Below are 17,407 nucleotides of genomic sequence, written 5' to 3' on the forward strand. Positions count from 1 at the left end.
AAGCCGCCCGATCCAAACGCTTTGCCGCAAGCCCTCCAGGTCGTCGCTCATGCAAAGGAGGTCTCGCATCCAGACAGTTAGGGAACAGGACAAGAAAAAGGGCGTGGCCCACAAGGTCCACGCCCTTCATGGGCAAGCCTACGGATTATCGCGCACAGGCGACGGGAATCCGAGTGCTTGAATTGTGATCATAAACCGTGCGGCAAGGCACACCGTTGATCGTCCTGATCTCATGAGGAGCCGCATAAGGGAACGGTGAACCTGGGGTGCCGGACACGGGAGCGCCCATCATGGGACCGACGGGAGCTGGGGCGATGCTGCCGGTTGCGAGGACGTCAGTGTCCATAGGCATTGGAGCGCCTGAGACGCCGGCCACCGGGCCGTCGCAGGCCACCGGAATTCTCGTCTTCGAGCTGTAGTCGTAGACGGTGCGGCAAGGCACACCATTGATCCAGCGGATCTCATGCGGAGCCGCATAGGGGAAGGGCGAGTCCGGCGTTCCGGAGACCGGCTGCGCGACGGCAGAGCCGATACCGGAAAGTGCCATCAGACCGGCGCCAGCAATGAGTGCGATCCTCTTCATAGAAGTCTCCTGTGCTAGGTTTAGGCATGGCTTCTCGCCATAAGAACACAGGCTTAACGCATTCAAGCCAATAGGTTTCCAGGTGTATTTTCGACCCACAGAGTTGTGATTGGTGAGCTATATAAGGCTAAGATTGCGTATTGCTAAGCCTATGTAGAATATATTAGCAGCGATAACATGCATGTTAGTGTGCGGAACCGCACCAAACTGAACCATAATATTCGTGAATTTCAGATTAGATACTTTCTAAGCCATGATGCTTATTAACAGGCAAAGCTCTATTTTAAAGCATCCCGTCTTTGATTGGCAGGCAAGACGGGACACAAGCAATCTCCCGTTCGCTGTCGGAGCACGCCACTTTTTGTTACAACGTCTCACTCGCACCCGTTCTGGTCGCAAGCCACAACCCGCCCACGACACCTGCGAGCCCAAGAAGCACGCCAAGCGTGAATGGCTCGTCGAGGACGAGCCCACCGAGCAACGACGCCGTAACAGGGCTCAGCGAGAGGAAAACCGTTACCCGCGTCGGGGTCGTGTGCTTGAGAGCCCAGAGCCACAGAACATAGCCGATGCCGCTTGAGAGACCGATCAGGAGAACGATCAGCCAGCCGTGCTGATCGAGGCCGGTTCCTTCCGTAAAGAGCCCTTCCAGACTTGCCGGACCCGCCAAGAACACGACCGACGCCAGCATCGCCGAAGCCCCGACAGGGAGCGTAGGATAGCGGGAGAGATAGGGCCGGTAGAAAATGGAGCTGACGGCCCCGCAGAGTGCCGCAGCCAGCACGAGCACTGCACCGAGTCCGTCGCTCGCTCCACTCTCGGTAACCAGCCTCTCGCCTAAGGCGATTGCAACACCGATGACGGTCAATATCACCCCGGCCGACTTGGCGCCGGTCAGGCGCTCGCACCCGAGCAAGGCTGCGGCGATCATCGTCATCAGCGGAAGCGTGGAAAACAGAAGCGCCGCCCGCGTCGACGAGATGAATTGAAGACCGAGATTCAGGAGCGCGATGAGAATGCCGAACTGGACGATTCCGAGTCCCATCACGACGAGAAGATCGCGTGGTGCGAACCGCACGCGTCCAGCTGCGATCAGGAACGGCACAAGGCACAGGATGGCAATGAGGTAGCGCAGGAAAGCCAGCGATGCCGGGCCAATGTCATGGATGACGAAGCGGCTCGCCACGAGGGCGGCCCCGACCTGCACGCCCGTCACTGCTGCGGCCCCAAGGGCAAGCGTTTCGCGCCGCATCACAGGTCGAGATTCCAGGTCTGCCCGACGAGATCCTTGCCGAAGGAATGGTGCGCGTCTTGCCTGACCAGCCGGAAGCCCGTCGCCTGATAAATTCCCCGTGCGGCCACGAGCACGTCGTTGGTCCAGAGGGTCAGCGTCCGGTATCCCTTGGCTCTGGCAAAGGCGATGCATTCCTCGACGAGGCGCCGCCCGAGGCCGAGCCCCCTCGCTGAGGGCTCCACATAGAGCAGTCGGAGTTTGGCGATCTCATCCGAGTGGCGCACCAGAAAGACGCTGCCGACGATCTCGCCGTCCCGCTCCGCGATCCAGCAGTGCTCGCGCTCCGGATCGAAGTTCCTGACGAACGCGGCGGCAATCTCCGCGACCAGCGCCTCGAAGGTCTCATCCCACCCATATTCCTCGGCATAGAGCAGACCCTGCCGGTGCGCGATCCAGCCTATATCCCCAACCCGGTGCGGGCGCAGGGTGTAGGAAGCTTCCTGCACCGAGCCGCCGATGAGGCGCTCAACGACGGCCATAGCCTGTACCAGCCTCTCCTGCTCGGCGCTCAAGAGCTTGGACAGCATGGCGCCGATCTGATCGGCGGAAGCTCGGTTGAGAGGCGCAAAGGCGGCCTGCCCCACATCGGTGAGGGAGAGAAAAACCTGGCGCCGGTCTTCCCCCGAACGGGACTTTCGAAGGAGATCGCGGCTCTCGAACTTTTTGAGAATCCGGCTGAGGTAGCCTGGATCGAGACCTAGTTCCTGGCCCAGCACCGCCGCAGTCATCGGGCCGCGATGAGCAAGTTCGTAGAGAACGCGCACCTCAGTCAGAGCATACTCACTGTCGAGCAGCCCCTCGTTCAGAAGCCCGATTTGGCGCGTGTAGAAGCGGTTGAATTGTCGGACCCTCTGGACCCGTTCATCCGCAGACAGTTTGGGCAGTTGAGACATAGCCGCCTCCCTGCCATAACACCCCCTAGATAGTTGACTCAGTCAACTATCTAGGCTGCATTTCGTTCTTATGCAGCGGCATCCACCGCCAAACGCCCTTCATGAATGGCGTGGCAGGCAACGCCGCCGAGGAGCGGCGGGATTTCTGCCCGGCAGCGTTCGTTGGCGAAGGGGCAGCGCGGGTTGAACGTACAGCCGGAGGGCGGGCTGATCGGATTCGGGATCTCACCGCTCACCGGAATGCGCTGGCGCCCCGTCATGCCCACATCCGGCACTGCATCGAGGAGCATGCGGGTATAAGGATGCTTTGGCTGCGCGAAGAGTTCGCGCCCGTTGGAAATCTCGACGATGCGACCGAGATACATGACGCCGATCCGGCTTGCCATGTGGCGCACCACGGCGAGGTTGTGGCTGATGAGCAGATAGGTCAGGCCAAGGCGATCCTGCAGGTCGCGCATAAGATTCAGGATTTGCGCCTGCACCGACACGTCGAGGGCCGAGGTTGGCTCGTCGCAGACGATGAATTCCGCATTCGACGCGAGCGCGCGCGCAATCGCGACACGCTGGCGCTGGCCGCCGGAGAACTCGTGCGGATACTTCTTGCCGTCCGCCGGATGGAGGCCGACCAAGGTCAGCAGTTCGCCGACACGCGCGTCGATTTCCTTCTCCCGCTCGATCAGCCGGAAGGCCCGGATCGGCTCGGCGACGATACGGTCCACCTGCCAGCGGGGGTTGAGGCTGGCATAAGGATCCTGGAAGATCATCTGGATGCGCCGCCGCAGGCGCTGGCGCTCGGCCAAAGCAGCCTTGCTCGACATAGAGACGCCGTCGATCACCACCTCGCCGTTTGTCGGCGGCAGCAATCCCACCACCATGCGGGCGACCGTGGACTTGCCCGAGCCGGACTCGCCGACGAGCGCAAAGGTTTCCCCTTTGGCAATGGAGAAGGAGACTCCGTCGACCGCTTTCAGATACTGCTTCTCGCCGCCTTCCAGCACCCGATTGAGCCAGGGTTTGGAGACGTCAAACTCGCGGCGCAGGTCTTTGACTTCGACATAGGAACGCTCGGTCACGCGACAGCCTCCGATCGGGCGGAAGATTGGTCATAGAGATGGCAGGCCACGCGGTGCTCGCTGTGCTGAATCGGCTCCGGCCGCTCGACCCGGCAGCGGTCGAAGACATAGGGGCAGCGTGGATTGAAGGGGCAGCCGGGCGGAATAGCCGACAGGCGTGGCATGGAGCCCGGGATCTGCACGAGGCGATCCGTCTCGCTCTCCAGGGAGGGGATCGCGCCCATGAGCCCCTTGGCATAAGGATGCAGCGGGTTCTGCACCACATCCCGCACCGGACCAATCTCGGCGATGCGGCCCGCATACATCACGGCCACACGGTCGGCGGTTTCAGCAATCACGCCCATGTCGTGCGTGACCAGCATGATGGCGGTGCCATGCTCGCGGCCGAGGCGCTTCAGGAGCGAAATGATTTGAGCCTGCACGGAGACGTCGAGAGCCGTCGTGGGCTCGTCGGCGATGATGAGCTCCGGCTCGGCGCACAGGGCGAGCGCAATGACGACGCGCTGGCGCATGCCGCCGGAGAACTCGTGTGGGTAGCTGTCGATCCGCCTTTCGGGTGCCGGGATGCCGACTTCCGCCAGAAGATCGATGGCGCGCTTTCGGGCCCCCGGGGCGGAGAGGTTCGTGTGGGTGCGGATGGTCTCGATGAGCTGCTCGCTGACCCGGTAGAGCGGGTTCAGGCTGGTTAGCGGGTCCTGGAAGATCATGCCGATGCGCTTGCCTCGCACCCGGCGCATCTCCTCGGGCGGCAGGTTGTCGATGCGCATGCCGGACAGAAGGACCTCACCGCCGGCGATACGCCCCGGCGGGTCGATGAGACCGATGACGGCGGAGCCCGTCACCGATTTGCCGGCACCGGATTCGCCAACGACGCCGAGCACCTCGCCTTTGCCGATGTCGAACGAGATGCCGTCGATGGCCTTCAAGATGCCGCGACGCGTGACGAACTCGACGCGCAGATCACGAACGGAGAGGACAGGTTGAGCCATGGGTTTCGCCTCTCTCATCGCAGCTTCGGATTAAGGGCATCGCGCAGCCAATCGCCCAAAAGGTTGATGGCGAGCACGAGAACGGCGAGCGCAATGCCCGGGAAAGCGACGATCCACCACTCGCCGGAGAACAGGTAGTTGTTGCCGATGCGGATGAGCGTGCCGAGCGACGGCATGGTTTCCGGCATGCCGGTGCCGAGGAACGACAGGGTCGCCTCCGTGATGACGGCAAGCGCCAAGTTGATGGTGGCGATCACGAGCACCGGACCCAGGACGTTCGGCAGCACGTGGCGGAACATGATCACCGGAGTCGGCAGGCCGATGAGCCGGGCGGCTGCGATGTAGTCCTTGTTCTTCTCCACCATCACGGATCCGCGCACGGTTCTAGCGTATTGCACCCAGAAGCTCAGGCCGATGGAGAAGACAAGCACGGAGAGGGTCGTCACCTCATCGAGCTGACCGCCGAGAACGGCTTTCACCACGCCGTCCACGAGAAGCGCGATCAGAATGGCCGGAAAGGTGAGCTGCACATCGGCGATGCGCATGATGATGGCATCGACGGTACCGCCCAGATAACCGGCGATGAGGCCCAGAGTAATCCCGAGCGTGGCCGAGAAAGCCACGCCAAGGATGCCGACTGCGAGCGAGATGCGCAGGCCGTAGAGGATGGCCGAGAAGATGTCGCGGCCCTGCTCGTCCGTGCCGAGCACGAAGGGCATCTGCCCTTCCGCGTCCCAGATCGGTGGAAGCCGGCTGTTCATGAGCTCGAGCTGCGCCGGATCGAACGGATCCTGCGGCGACAGGAGTCCTGCCAGAATGGCGGAAGCCATGAAGAGTGCCGTCAGGAAGGCCGCCACCATGGTGAGCTTGGAGCGTTTGAAGCTCGCCCAGATGTCGCTGTCGAAGAAGCGGCCGGTCCATGTGGTGGGTGGAGAATGCGGCGCGGGCGCCGCCTGGATTGCGTCTGCCATGGTTCCCTCCTCAGGCCGGCTGCCGGATGGACGTTCTCAGGCGAGGGTCGACGATCGTGTACAGGATGTCGACGGCGAGGTTGATCAGTACGAAAATGAGCGCCACCAGCATCAGGTAGGCCGCCATGATCGGGATGTCGACGTTCTGCACCGCCTGCACGAACAGAAGACCCATGCCGGGCCACTGGAACACGGTTTCCGTGATGATTGCGAAGGCAATGACAGAGCCGAACTGCAGCCCCACGATGGTGATGACCGGCACCAGCGTGTTCTTGAGCGCGTGCCCAAAGTGAATGGCACGGGTGCTTAGCCCCCTCGCCCGCGCGAACTTAATGTAATCGGTGCGCAGCACCTCCAGCATCTCGGCCCGGACAATCCGCATGATCAGCGTCATCTGGAAAAGGCCAAGCGTAATGGAAGGCATGATCAGAGCCTTCCAACCCGACGCGGTGAGAAGACCCGTCGACCACCAGCCGAGGCGGACCGTGTCGCCACGGCCGAAGGAAGGCAGCCAGCCGAGGATCACGGAAAAGAGATAGATCAGCAGAATGCCGATCAGGAAGGTGGGCAGCGAGATGCCGATCAGCGAAATCGTCTGGAAGACCTTGGCCATGAAGCTGTCCCGCTTCAGGCCTGAATAGACTCCCATCAGCACGCCAAAGCCGATGGCGAAGAGCGTGGCGCAGAAGGCCAGTTCCAGTGTCGCCGGCATGCGCTCGGCCAGTAGATCCGAGACCGGCTGCCGGAATTGGTAGGACACCCCGAACTCGCCCTGCACGGCCCTGGCAAGATAGCGCGCGAACTGGACGGGAACCGGATCGTCTAGGCCGAGAGAGCGGCGGACCTGTTCCCGCTCTGCCGCGGGGGTGTCGAGGGAGACGATCTGGTTCACCGGGTCGCCGGCAAAGCGGAACATCGCAAAGGAAATGATGCCGACGGCCAGAAGAACGCCGATAGCCTGGAGGGCGCGTCGGATGACAAAAGCAAACATGCACAAATCTCTTGATCGCTACGCCTCGGGCGAGCTTGCCCGTCCGGGGCCTTCGAATGAATTGTCCCGGGCAGCTCGCCGCCCGGGACATGCGATCAGGCGCAGACTATTCTTTCTTCTGGGCCCAGTAGAGCAGCACCTGGTTGTCGGCGCGCTGGGTCAGGCTCACCTTGTTCGAGACACCCCAGGCGAGAGCCTGCTGGTGCAGCGGGATATAGCCGTACTCGTCGAAGGTGATCTGGAAGGCCTGCTTGATCATCTGGTCGCGCTTTTCCTTGTTGCTTTCGACCAGGATCTTATCGGTCAGCTCGTCATGCTGCTTGTTGCAGAAGTTGCCGAGGTTGGACTCGCCGCGCGATGAATTCGGATCGTTGCGGCAGCCCTCGATGTCGAACAGCACGTTGTGGCTGTCGAAGGTGCCCGGCGTCCAGCCTAGCAGGTAGAACGAAGTGTTGTAGTTGCCGGACTTCAGCACCTTGCCGAAGTACTGCGCCTTCGGCTGTGCCATCAGGTTCACCTTGACGCCGGCGCGGGCGAGCATGCCCACAACAGCCTGGCAGATCGCTTCGTCGTTGACGTAGCGGTCATTCGGGCAGTCCATGCCAACCTCGAAGCCGTTCGGATACCCGGCATCGGCCAGGAGCTTCTTGGCAGCCTCAATGTCGGCTTTCGGACGCTCAAAATCCTTCGAGAGACTGAAAAGCTGCGGCGCGATCATCAGCGCGGACGGCGTGGACATGCCGCGCATGACGCGGGACTTGATGGTCTCGATGTCGATGGCCTTGTAGAAGGCTTCACGGACGCGCTTGTCCTTGAAGGGGTTCTTACCCTTCACGTTCGAGAACAGAAGCTCGTCGCGGGTCTGGTCGAAACCGAGGAAGATGGTGCGCAGCTCGGGGCCTGCCTGCACCTTGGCGTTGGCGCTGCTGTTGACGCGCTGAACGTCCTGCAACGGAACCGGCTCGACTACGTCCACCTCGCCGGAGAGCAGCGCCGCCACGCGGGTCGCGTCCGATGCGATCGGGGTGAAGACGATCTCGTCCAGGTTATGCTCGACCTTGCCCCACCATTCCTTGTGCGGCTTGAAGACGGTCTTCACGCCCGGCTGGTGGCTTTCGATCTTGAACGGGCCGGTGCCGTTAGCATTCAGCGAAGCATAGCTCGGCGTCGTGGCGGCAGCCGGGGTCGGGGCAACGCTGTTGTTCGCCTCCGCCCATTCCTTGTCCATGATGTACCAGGTATCCCACTGGGCATTCATGATCGGATTGGGAGACTTCAGCTTCACATCGACCGTGTGATCGTCCACCTTCACCCACTCAGAACCGCTCGGCACGCGGGTCTGGAAGTTGGAGCCTTGTGCACGCACGCGGGTGGCCGAGAAGATCACGTCATCGGCGTTGAACGGATTGCCGTTGTGGAACTTCACGTTCTTGCGCAGGAACAGGCGCCAAGTCATTCCGTCTTCGCTGATTTCCCAGCGCTCGGCGAGGCCTGGGATGATGGAGAGATCCTTGTCGCGCTTGGTCAGGCCTTCGTAGACATGGCCGTGATGCGCGATCGTGGTGGTCTCGTTGAGGGTATAGGGGTCGAGCGACTTCAGGTCGCCCTGGTTGGCATAGCGCAGGGTTACGGCCATGGCCGGCAGGGCTGCGCCGACCATGAGGGTCGCAACCGTGGCAGCGAGAAATTTCGAACGCTTCGTCATGTTATGTCTTTCTCCTCTGGAAGCTCCACGTCTTTGCGCGGAGTTCTTCTTGTCGGAAGCCCGGCTTAGGCCGTGTTCCTTCCGTCGGGCATGAAGTTAGGCAGGAAAGTGGCCGGCGGTCTAGCCCTGACTTGGACCACCTTGCTTACCAATTAGGCACAGAGCTCACCGATGATGCGGCGCAGCAAACGCTCGCCCGATTCCAGTTCGCTGACCTCGATATACTCGTCTGGCTGATGGGCCTGGGCGATGTCGCCGGGTCCGCAGACGACGGTCGACCACCCTGCCCTCTGAAAAATGCCTGCTTCCGTGCCGTAGGAGACCACATGGGTGCCGTTGTCTCCGGTAAGCCGGCGCATAAGACGCTCGGTCTCACCGTCGGTTTCCGGCCTGAGCCCCGGCACCTCGGCGATCAGTTCGACCGCGATGCCTGTCTCAGGCCTGATCGCCTTCATGCGAGGCTCGACGACCTCGCGAATATAGGCTTCGTAGCGGTCCAGATAATCGCGCGGGCTCTCCGTCGGGATCGCCCGGATGTCGCTAAAGAACCATGCCGAGGACGAGACAACGTTGGCGGCATTGCCGCCGGCGACCATGCCACAATGCAGCGTGGTATAGGGCGGCTCGAACGGATTGGCCGTATCGGCCCGGCGCCGATTCTCCTCCATGATATCCTCATGCCAAGCGATGAGGCGGGCCGCATTCATGACCGCGCTCACACCCTGATCGATCCGGCTGGAATGGACCGCATAGCCAGTCACCTGGGTACGTAGCTGCACGGAGGCTTTGTGGCCTGTGACCACCGCGTGCCGGGTTGGCTCGCCCACGATCACGGCAGCGGGTTGTGGAAGCGACCTTGCCATGGCTTCCACCATGGACGGCGCGCCCCGGCAGGCGATCTCCTCGTCATAGGAGAGCGCGATATGGACCGGGCGCTTCAGGGGCGCTTTCGTCATCTCAGGCACGAGCGCCAGCACGAGGGCATCGAAGCCCTTCATGTCTGCCGAGCCGCGCCCGTAGAGGCGGCCATTCTTCTCGGTCAGCGTCCATGGGTCGGTGGTCCAGTTCTGCCCTTCTACCGGCACCACGTCCGTATGGCCGGAAAACACGATCCCTCCCTCCACCTGCGGGCCGATGGTGGCGTAGAGATTGGCCTTGTCGCCCTCGGGGCTCATCACAAGGGTGCTTTCCACCCCGTGGCTGTTCAGCCAGTCCCGGCAGAAGTGGATGATGTCGAGATTGCTGCTCGTTGAAACGCTCGGAAAGGCAACCAGACGCGCGAGCATCTCGCGGGGCGATAAGGACATGTCGTGCTTCTCCCAAGGACAGGGGTGGAGCATCCGATCCCAAGATGTGGCCGGTCAAGCCGGATTTATCGTCAATCAACCGGTAGCTGCCTGTTGACGCGGCAGGCCGCGCGCCACCATGATCCGGCCCCTCTTCCCATTCCGCTCCGACGGGGACCCCATGACCACCTTCGACGTCACGCTTGCCGACATTGAAGCCGCCCGCAGCCGCATCGCCGGACGGGTCAGGCGTACGCAAGCCTTCGAGAGCGCAGATGTCTCGGCGCGGCTCCGTCGGCGCACAGCCTTGAAGATGGAGGCGCTGCAGCTAGCGGGATCGTTCAAGGTGCGCGGGGTCTTCAACAAGGTGCTCACCTTGAGCGACGAGGAGCGCCGCCGCGGGCTGGTGACCGTGTCGGGCGGCAACCATGCCATCGCGGTCGCCCGCGTCGCCGGAACCCTTGGCCTCGATGCCCTCGTGCTGATGCCGAAGGTGACGCCGCGCTTCAATGTCGATCTCGCGACGAAATACGGCGCGCGGATCGAGCTCTGCGACGACGCGGCTGAGGCCTTCGCCAAGGCGGAGGAGTACCAGCGCCAAGGCAGGCTTTTCGTCCACCCTTACGACGACCCGGCGATCATTGCGGGCCACGGCACCCTCGGGCTCGAATTCCTGGAGGATATCCCCGACCTTACCCACGTCTTCGTCTCGATCGGCGGCGGTGGCTTCATGTCCGGCGTTGCAGCGGCTCTTAAAGCAAAGCGGCCCTCGTTGACTATCTATGGTGTTGAGACCGTCGGTGCGCCGACCATGACCGAGGCGTTGAAGGCCGGTGAACCGGTGACGATCCGCCCGACCTCCATCGCCAGAACGCTCGGCGCGCCGTTCGCGACCCACAGAACAGTCGCCGGAGCCAAGCTCTTCCTAAAGGAAATTCTTCTGGTGGAAGACGAGCCGGTAATTGCCGATGTGAGCTGGCTTCTGCAGAAGGAGAAGCTCCTCTGCGAGCCGGCCGCTGCCTGCGTGCTGACGGCAGCCGAAACCGTCGCCTCGTCGCTGCCCGAGGACAGCATCATAGGCCTCGTGCTCTGCGGCTCGAACCTGTCCCTCGACGACCTCGATGGATGGCGTCAGGCGGCGAAAGGAGCCTGATCCCGCCAGCCACGTCCCAGCTAGCCCAAGGGTGCCGGATCCAACGAGGTGCTGCCGAGTTGTCTGCAGAACAGCTCAACTGGAAAGTAACCGTACATGGCTGACCCGGCTCTTGCCCCTCCTCAGCCGGCTCCACCGCCCGCGAGTTCCTCCATGTTCACTGTGGGCGGCGTCGTCCTGGCGATCGGCGGGCTGTACTTCGGACGGGACATCTTCATTCCGTTTGCTCTGGCGATTCTTCTGAGCTTTGCCCTGACACCGTTGGTCAACTGGCTCAGACGGCTGAGGCTTCCGAGGATCGCCGCGGTGATCGTCGCGGTGACCCTCGCGTTCATTCTGATCGGTGGCATTGCCTTCGTGGTCGGCCGTCAGGTGATTCAGCTCGCCAACAACCTCCCAAGCTATCAGACCACGATCACCGAGAAGATCCGTTCCCTCCAGGCTTCAGCGCCGGGAGGCGGCGTGGTCGACAAGGTCACCACGACTATCCAGGATCTCAGCAAAGAAATCTCCGGCGAGGACAAGCCTGCCGAGCCCACGAGGCCGCCAGCCATCGGCAGCGCCCCTGCTCCGCAAGAGCCCGTGACAGTCAGGCTCGAGCCACCGCAAGCCAAGCCACTTGAGATCATTCAGACCATCGTTGGTCCCCTGCTCGCTCCTCTGGCCACAGCCGGGCTTGTCATCATCTTCGTGATCTTCGTGCTGCTCGAACGGGAGGATCTGCGCGACCGCTTTATCAAGCTCGCGGGCGCAGGCGACCTCCAGAAGAGTACGCAGGCTCTGAACGATGCCGCCGCGCGGGTGAGCCGCTACCTGCTGATGCAGATGGTTGTGAACTTCACCTATGGAATTCCCATCGGCATCGGCCTTTACTTCATCGGGGTTCCCAACGCCGTGCTCTGGGGCCTGCTGGCGGCCGTCCTGCGCTTCGTCCCCTATCTCGGCCCGTTCCTTGCAGCACTATTCCCCATAGCGCTGGCAATTGCCGTCGATCCGGGATGGTCGATGCTCCTGTGGGTGATCGGGCTGTTTCTCCTCGCCGAACTCATCAGCAACAACGTCATCGAGCCCTGGCTCTACGGCTCCAGCACGGGTCTGTCTTCGCTCGCTATCATCATGGCGGCTATCTTCTGGACCACCCTTTGGGGCCCGGTCGGGCTGTTCCTGGCGACACCCCTCACCGTGTGCCTCGTGGTGATCGGCCGCTACGTGCCTCGGCTGGAATTTCTCGGCATTCTGCTCGGCAGCGACCCGGTCCTCGCTCCCGAGGAGCGTCTCTATCAGCGCCTGCTTGCCGGCAATCTCGAAGAAGCCACCGAGATCGCCGAGGATTATGTGGACGAGCATTCCTCCCGCGAGTTCTACGATCATGTGGGCATTCCTGCCCTCCGCCTGGCAGAGAACGACCGCCAGCGCAGCACCACCGACACCAATTACAGGCGCCTTGTGGCGAACACCGCCATCTGCGTCGTGAGAGAGGTGGAGGATCACATTCAAGAGAAGGCCGAATCCTCGAAGGACGCGGATGAAGCCGACCAGAACCCGACAGCGGCCATCTCCAGCAAGCCTGTTCTCTGCATCGCGGGACGGACGGAGCTCGACCGGGCCGCGGCCGAAATGCTGGCCCAAGTGCTGGAGGAAAACGGAACAGGCGCACGCGTTCTGCCTCCCATTGCGATCAGCGAGGGAGCCTTGGCGCAGCTCGATCTCACCGGGGTCGAGGTGGTCTGCCTCTCCTACCTTCATTCCCAACCGCAGGTTTTCGCCCGCTACATCTGCCGGCGCCTTCGCCGGCGAGCACCTCACGTGAAGCTGGTCGTCTGCTGCTGGAACGCGCCTCCCCAGGGCACCCATACGGAGGACATGGCCCGCCAGATGTCCGCCGATGCGGCGATCCTGTCGCTCGATGTCTGCGTCAACCAAGTCACTGCGTGGGCTGTCCATCAGCAGAGCTCCTCCGACGCAGATGGAAGTCAGGCGCCTGCTGTCATCGATAACGAGCACGAGCGGCTCACCGCCATGCAGAATCTTGGTCTTGCCGGAGCGCGCCGACACTCCTTCGACGAGGTGGCAAAGCAGGTAGCGGAGGCGTTCGGGGCTCCAATCGCTCTCGTGTCGATGATCACGACCGATCAGCAGCTCATGCCGGGAGCTCAGGGCCTGCCGCCGGATCTCAATGCCAGCCGCGAGGTTCTCCGGGAGGAATCGGTCTGCGGCCATGTGGTAGCGACCGATGAAGTTGTCGTGTCAGAGGACGTGACCAAGGACCCCCGCTTCACGAACAACCCTCTCGTGCTCGAGAAGGGCATTCGGTTCTATGCCGGAGCACCTTTGCGCACGTCCGCCGGTCTGGTCCTGGGCTCTCTGTGTGTCATCGATATGGAACCGCGCGAGTTCTCCGATGAGGAGCGCGTCAGGCTTCAGAACATGGCCGATGATCTGATGGCTGAACTCGAAAACGGTTCCGCGAAAGACGACGGTACGAGGGATTTCACGCACCTGTCAGCCCAGAGGCAGAAGCAGGATGCACCTTCCTGAACATCGTTAGATCGAACGGCGCCGAACCGAGATCGCTAGGCTGAAGAGCAGCGCCGCGGCTGCCATCGCAATCAGGATCGCCCAGGCCGTCCACAGGGATGTAAAGGATGATCCCGGCGTCAGCGCCGACGAGTAGGCCTGAATCGACCAGGCGTTCGGCGTCCACCATCCGGCCCCCTGCAGCCAGGGCGGCAGAAAGAAGCGCGGGACCATGCTGCCGCCGGCGGCGGACAATATGAGGACCACGAAGGTGGACAGAACCTGCGCCTGTTGGCGCGAAGAGCAAATCACGCAAAGGCTCAAAGCAAGAGCGGACGTCGCCGCCGCGACTGCAAGGGTCGTGGTGAGCCACGGGCCGAAAGAGGCGATGAAATCCACCCCATAGAGCAGATAAGCGGCGGCAAAGACCAGCGCGGCCTGCACGCTCCCCTGCACCACGAGGAACAGGAACTTGCCCAGGATGATCGTTACGATGGCTCCGGGTCCCACCAGCAGTCGATCATAGACGCCGAGCCGTCGCTCCTCGATGAGCCCCACTGCCCCCTGCACGGCGGCCAGAAGCAGGAACATCACAGCGACGGCACCGGCGTAGTAGGACACGGCCCAGCCGGCATTCTGCGGCAGGGCCGATTCGCTGGCCATCAGCCCTGCGTTCTGCATCCGCGGATCGTCCCGTGTCTCGTTCGCCTTTTCCTTGAATGTATCGTCGATCCAGGCCCGCTGCTCGGACGTGATGCCACCGATAGCCTCCAAGTCGGCCAGCACCTGCGCAAAGGCCACGTCCGGCATGTGGACCGCGAGCAGCCGTTGCAGCTGGCCTGCCATGATCGCACCTGCAATCGCCCGCGCCTCGTGAGTGACGAGGAGGACGGGAGCGCCGGCATCGCGCGCGTTGAGATCGCTTCTGAGGATGAGCGCCAGATCGACGGCACCGTCCTTGACCATGCCGCGCACGCTCTCCGCCGAGGCATCGTCGCTGTAAGTGACGCGCAGGGTCGGCTCCTGACGAAGCACCTGGACGAGCTGCGCGGTCGTCGGGGTTCGCGCAAGATCGGCGACACCCACATGGAGGCGAAGCTGGTCGCCGCCGGCGGATGAGAAGATCGCCGCGAAGATCACGAAGATGAGCGGCGGCAGCACGAATGCCATGGCAAGCGCGCCGCGATCCCTGAGCAGGGTCAGAAACATGACGCGGGCTGCCGGGAAGATCATGAGCGTGCCCCTTCCACATGGGCCAGCACATGCTCGAGCCCCGGCTCCCGCAGGCGGATCTCGTGCAGGTCGATACCATGCCGCCGGATCGCTGCCGGCAGAGCGGCGAAGCCTTCCATGCCGGTGGACCACGAGGTCCATTCGAGCGGGTGGGTGCTGGGCGTGAACCCCAGACGCTCGAGAATGCTCCTTATGCTGTCGTCCGGCTCCCGGCCCAAGGTCACCACAACCTCGCGCCTGTCTCCGAACATGCGATGCAGAATATCATGGACAGGCCCCTCCTCGGCCATCCGGCCTGATGCGATGATGCCGATCCGGTCGGCCAAGACCCTGGCCTCATCAAGGTCGTGGGTCGTGAGCAGAATCGACGTGCCGTCATCCCTCAGACGCATCAGGGCTCTGTGCAGCGATAGCCGGGCTTCCACATCGACGCCGACGGTGGGCTCGTCCAGCAGCAGGAGCCGCGGGCGCGTCAGCAGGGCTGCGGCGATGTTGGCCCGGCGCTTGTATCCGCCGGACAGATGGTCGATCAGATCCCGCTGCCGGCCCTCCACCTGGACGAGCGCCATAGCCTCCTCGACCCGCAGGGAAATCTCGCGCTTCGGCAGCCCTGCCATCCCAGCCATGATTTCCAGGTTCTCCCGGACCGTCAGGCGGGGATAGAGGGCGATGTCCTGCGGAACCAAGCTCATCATTCGCCGAGGTGCGGCCTCACGACCAGGGTCGCCGCCGAACGCCTGTACGGCACCGGATGTCGGTCGGAGCTGGCCTGTGAGAAGGCGCATCAGGGTGGTCTTGCCTGTCCCATTGCGCCCGAGTAGGGCGAAGATTTCGCCTTGGTGCAGGGAAAAGTCCACCCCCCGCAGAACCTCGCGCGCTCCCAGCTGAACATGAACCCCGGTCAGAAATGCGATCAGCGTCCGCTGGTGCGCTGGCATTTGGATTGTCGAGAGGTTCTGGCGCGCCGGGATGTTGGCCTCCATGGCATAGTACAGGCGATGAATGTAGGCAGGCTGCCTCACGTCAGGAACCTAGCTCCGATTCCGCTTTCGGGAAGAGCACGCGTTCATGTGATCGCCGGGGCTGCTCGTGGCTCTCGCATTCTTGAAGCCAAGCTCCAGGTTTGTACTGACTGGCCCCTCATGGCGTGGGCTTCAACGAGGGGCACCATCAATGCTTCGATCGACCATTGGAATGATCGCTGTTCTCATGCTCACGACCGGGGCGGAAGCAGCCCCGCTGACCGTTCAGGTGGAGGGCGCCAATCCTGGTCAGGGTTCCGTTCTGATAGGCATCTGCTCCGGCTCCCTCGATCTCGGATCCTGCCGGTACAGCCAGAATGTGCAGCCCCCGGCGGCAGAGTTCCAGGTTGTGTTCCCGGATGTACAGGACGGGTTCTACGCCATCGCCGTCTTTCAGGATACGAACGGCAACAACAACCTCGACCGGGATCAAAGAGGCCTACCCCTGGAGCCCTATGGCTTCAGCAATGGCACGGGCCGCACCGCCCCGCCTTCATTCGAGGCTGCGCGCATCAGCGTCGCCGGCCCCACCCTCGCGAGGGTCCGGGTCGCCCGCTCGCCTCTGGCGCGATAGGATTTCTCTCTTCGATACGCCGAGGCCGGCACCAAAGTGAATTTCAGGGGTTGCACAGCGCAAGCGCCGGAGCTAATTGAAACGGGCCGTTAAAGGCGTCGGAGCGTAGCGCAGCCCGGTTAGCGCACTAGTCTGGGGGACTAGGGGTCGGAGGTTCAAATCCTCTCGCTCCGACCATTTACTTCAAAGATTGTTGGAACAGAGCTCCAGACGGCGACCGCCGGTGAGCCCCCCATGTTCTTGGCACTGGTTTTCCCAACGTACGCCTGTTTTTCCTGCCGTTGTTCACAAGCCGTTGATTCCCCTGCAGCCGAGCTGAAACAAAGCTGCGGCCGTGGCGTTCGCATGGCAACGGCGGCCCAGAGTCGAGCGCTCCCTCAGCGTGTCGCGGCCGAGCCGGACTATCAGCAGGAGATACCTATGGATCGTCGTGCCCTCCTCGGCGGCTTGGCCGCCGTGCTTGTCGTCGCCCCTGCCCTTGCCCAGACGAGTGGCTCCTCGTCCACCATGCAATCAGGCGCATCGGGCAACATGCCCATGAACCGTGCTGGCGGACAGATGAGCCAGGCGGACATGCAGCACATGCAGCAGACCATGCAGCTCGGCATGGTGGCTCTGGAATCGAGCCGCATGGCCATGAGCAAAATCCGCAATGACGACCTCAAGCGGTTTGCCAATTTCGAGGTCCAGGAGCAGACCACTCTCTCAGAAGTTCTGCGGTCGATGATGGACCCTGGAGCGACTGCCGCCACAGGCTCCGCGAGCAGCCAGTCCGGCCAACCGGCCATGCAGATGGACCCCAGCGCTCGCGACATGATGCAGAAAATGCAGAACCAGCAGGCCGGTGCCGAATTCGACAAGATGTACCTGGAAGCGCAGCTTCAGGGTCACCGCGACCTGCTGCAAGTGCAGGAGCGCTATCTGCAGTCGAACCCGCAGAACCGCGAGCATATGAATGTCGCCAAGATGGCCCGTGGGCACATCCGTGAGCACATCGCAATGCTCGAAGTCATGCAGAAGACGATGAAGTAAAGCGCCGGAGCGCATAAAAAGCCCGCTCCAGTGAAGGCTGGAGCGGGTTTGAGTCTCAGGAGCAATCCTTGGAGGGATCTTGACCAACCGT

Annotated in this window: 15 protein-coding genes and 1 tRNA gene; 5 read left to right on the forward strand and 11 right to left on the reverse strand. The window is 62.5% G+C overall.

Translation table 11 applies throughout. From position 1 onward, the window contains the following. Positions 1-145 precede the first annotated feature (145 nt). From JKL45_RS21795 to argE, 9 genes are all read right to left on the reverse strand, one after another. Complete coding sequence (locus JKL45_RS21795) at positions 146-583, reverse strand: hypothetical protein (RefSeq protein WP_201863701.1); 438 nt, start codon at positions 581-583, stop codon at positions 146-148. 364 nt (positions 584-947) lie between these two features. Beyond that, entirely contained in the window at positions 948-1,835 is an 888-nt protein-coding gene (locus JKL45_RS21800; RefSeq protein ID WP_201863702.1) for a DMT family transporter, read from the reverse strand. After that, entirely contained in the window at positions 1,835-2,770 is a 936-nt protein-coding gene (locus JKL45_RS21805; protein ID WP_201863703.1) for a bifunctional helix-turn-helix transcriptional regulator/GNAT family N-acetyltransferase, read from the reverse strand. Before JKL45_RS21805 ends, JKL45_RS21800 begins: the two co-directional genes overlap by 1 nt. Before the next feature lie 68 nt (positions 2,771-2,838). Then, positions 2,839-3,843, reverse strand: coding sequence for an ABC transporter ATP-binding protein (locus JKL45_RS21810; RefSeq protein WP_201863705.1), 1,005 nt, complete (start codon positions 3,841-3,843; stop codon positions 2,839-2,841). Beyond that, on the reverse strand, positions 3,840-4,832 hold the full coding sequence (locus JKL45_RS21815) for an ABC transporter ATP-binding protein (protein WP_201863707.1): 993 nt from the start codon (positions 4,830-4,832) through the stop codon (positions 3,840-3,842). Before JKL45_RS21815 ends, JKL45_RS21810 begins: the two co-directional genes overlap by 4 nt. A 14-nt stretch (positions 4,833-4,846) precedes the next feature. Further along, positions 4,847-5,803 (reverse strand): ABC transporter permease, encoded by a 957-nt coding sequence (locus JKL45_RS21820; protein WP_201863709.1) that lies wholly within the window; start codon positions 5,801-5,803, stop codon positions 4,847-4,849. A gap of 10 nt (positions 5,804-5,813) precedes the next feature. Beyond that, positions 5,814-6,794, reverse strand: a complete 981-nt coding sequence (locus tag JKL45_RS21825) for an ABC transporter permease (protein ID WP_201863711.1) — start codon at positions 6,792-6,794, stop codon at positions 5,814-5,816. A 106-nt stretch (positions 6,795-6,900) separates the two neighbouring features. Further along, positions 6,901-8,499 carry an ABC transporter substrate-binding protein gene (locus tag JKL45_RS21830; protein WP_201863713.1) on the reverse strand — a complete coding sequence of 533 codons (1,599 nt, stop codon included), beginning with the start codon at positions 8,497-8,499 and terminating at the stop codon, positions 6,901-6,903. 152 nt (positions 8,500-8,651) lie between these two features. Beyond that, positions 8,652-9,806, reverse strand: coding sequence for an acetylornithine deacetylase (gene argE / locus JKL45_RS21835; RefSeq protein ID WP_201863715.1), 1,155 nt, complete (start codon positions 9,804-9,806; stop codon positions 8,652-8,654). Between the two features lie 160 nt (positions 9,807-9,966). On the opposite strand from argE, the gene JKL45_RS21840 reads away from it, so the two are divergent. Together JKL45_RS21840 and JKL45_RS21845 are read left to right on the forward strand one after the other, a co-directional pair. Beyond that, positions 9,967-10,938, forward strand: coding sequence for a threonine ammonia-lyase (locus JKL45_RS21840; RefSeq protein WP_201863717.1), 972 nt, complete (start codon positions 9,967-9,969; stop codon positions 10,936-10,938). A gap of 96 nt (positions 10,939-11,034) precedes the next feature. Continuing rightward, complete coding sequence (locus JKL45_RS21845) at positions 11,035-13,476, forward strand: AI-2E family transporter (protein WP_201863719.1); 2,442 nt, start codon at positions 11,035-11,037, stop codon at positions 13,474-13,476. Positions 13,477-13,482: 6 nt separating this feature from the next. Here JKL45_RS21845 and JKL45_RS21850 read toward each other — a convergent pair whose 3' ends face one another. Further along, on the reverse strand, positions 13,483-14,688 hold the full coding sequence (locus JKL45_RS21850) for an ABC transporter permease (protein ID WP_201863721.1): 1,206 nt from the start codon (positions 14,686-14,688) through the stop codon (positions 13,483-13,485). Beyond that, positions 14,685-15,710 (reverse strand): ABC transporter ATP-binding protein, encoded by a 1,026-nt coding sequence (locus JKL45_RS21855; protein ID WP_201863723.1) that lies wholly within the window; start codon positions 15,708-15,710, stop codon positions 14,685-14,687. Before JKL45_RS21855 ends, JKL45_RS21850 begins: the two co-directional genes overlap by 4 nt. A gap of 172 nt (positions 15,711-15,882) precedes the next feature. Here JKL45_RS21855 and JKL45_RS21860 point away from each other — a divergent pair, with 172 nt between their 5' ends. From JKL45_RS21860 to JKL45_RS21870, 3 genes are all read left to right on the forward strand, one after another. Then, complete coding sequence (locus tag JKL45_RS21860) at positions 15,883-16,284, forward strand: DUF2141 domain-containing protein (RefSeq protein ID WP_201863724.1); 402 nt, start codon at positions 15,883-15,885, stop codon at positions 16,282-16,284. Between the two features lie 99 nt (positions 16,285-16,383). Continuing rightward, positions 16,384-16,461 (forward strand) — tRNA-Pro (locus JKL45_RS21865). Between the two features lie 243 nt (positions 16,462-16,704). Continuing rightward, a complete protein-coding gene (locus JKL45_RS21870) occupies positions 16,705-17,316 on the forward strand; it encodes a DUF4142 domain-containing protein (protein ID WP_201863726.1) in 612 nt (203 codons plus the stop codon). Positions 17,317-17,407: the final 91 nt, after the last annotated feature.

This window comes from Microvirga soli, assembly GCF_016734765.1.
GTDB classification, from domain to species: Bacteria; Pseudomonadota; Alphaproteobacteria; order Rhizobiales; family Beijerinckiaceae; genus Microvirga; species Microvirga soli.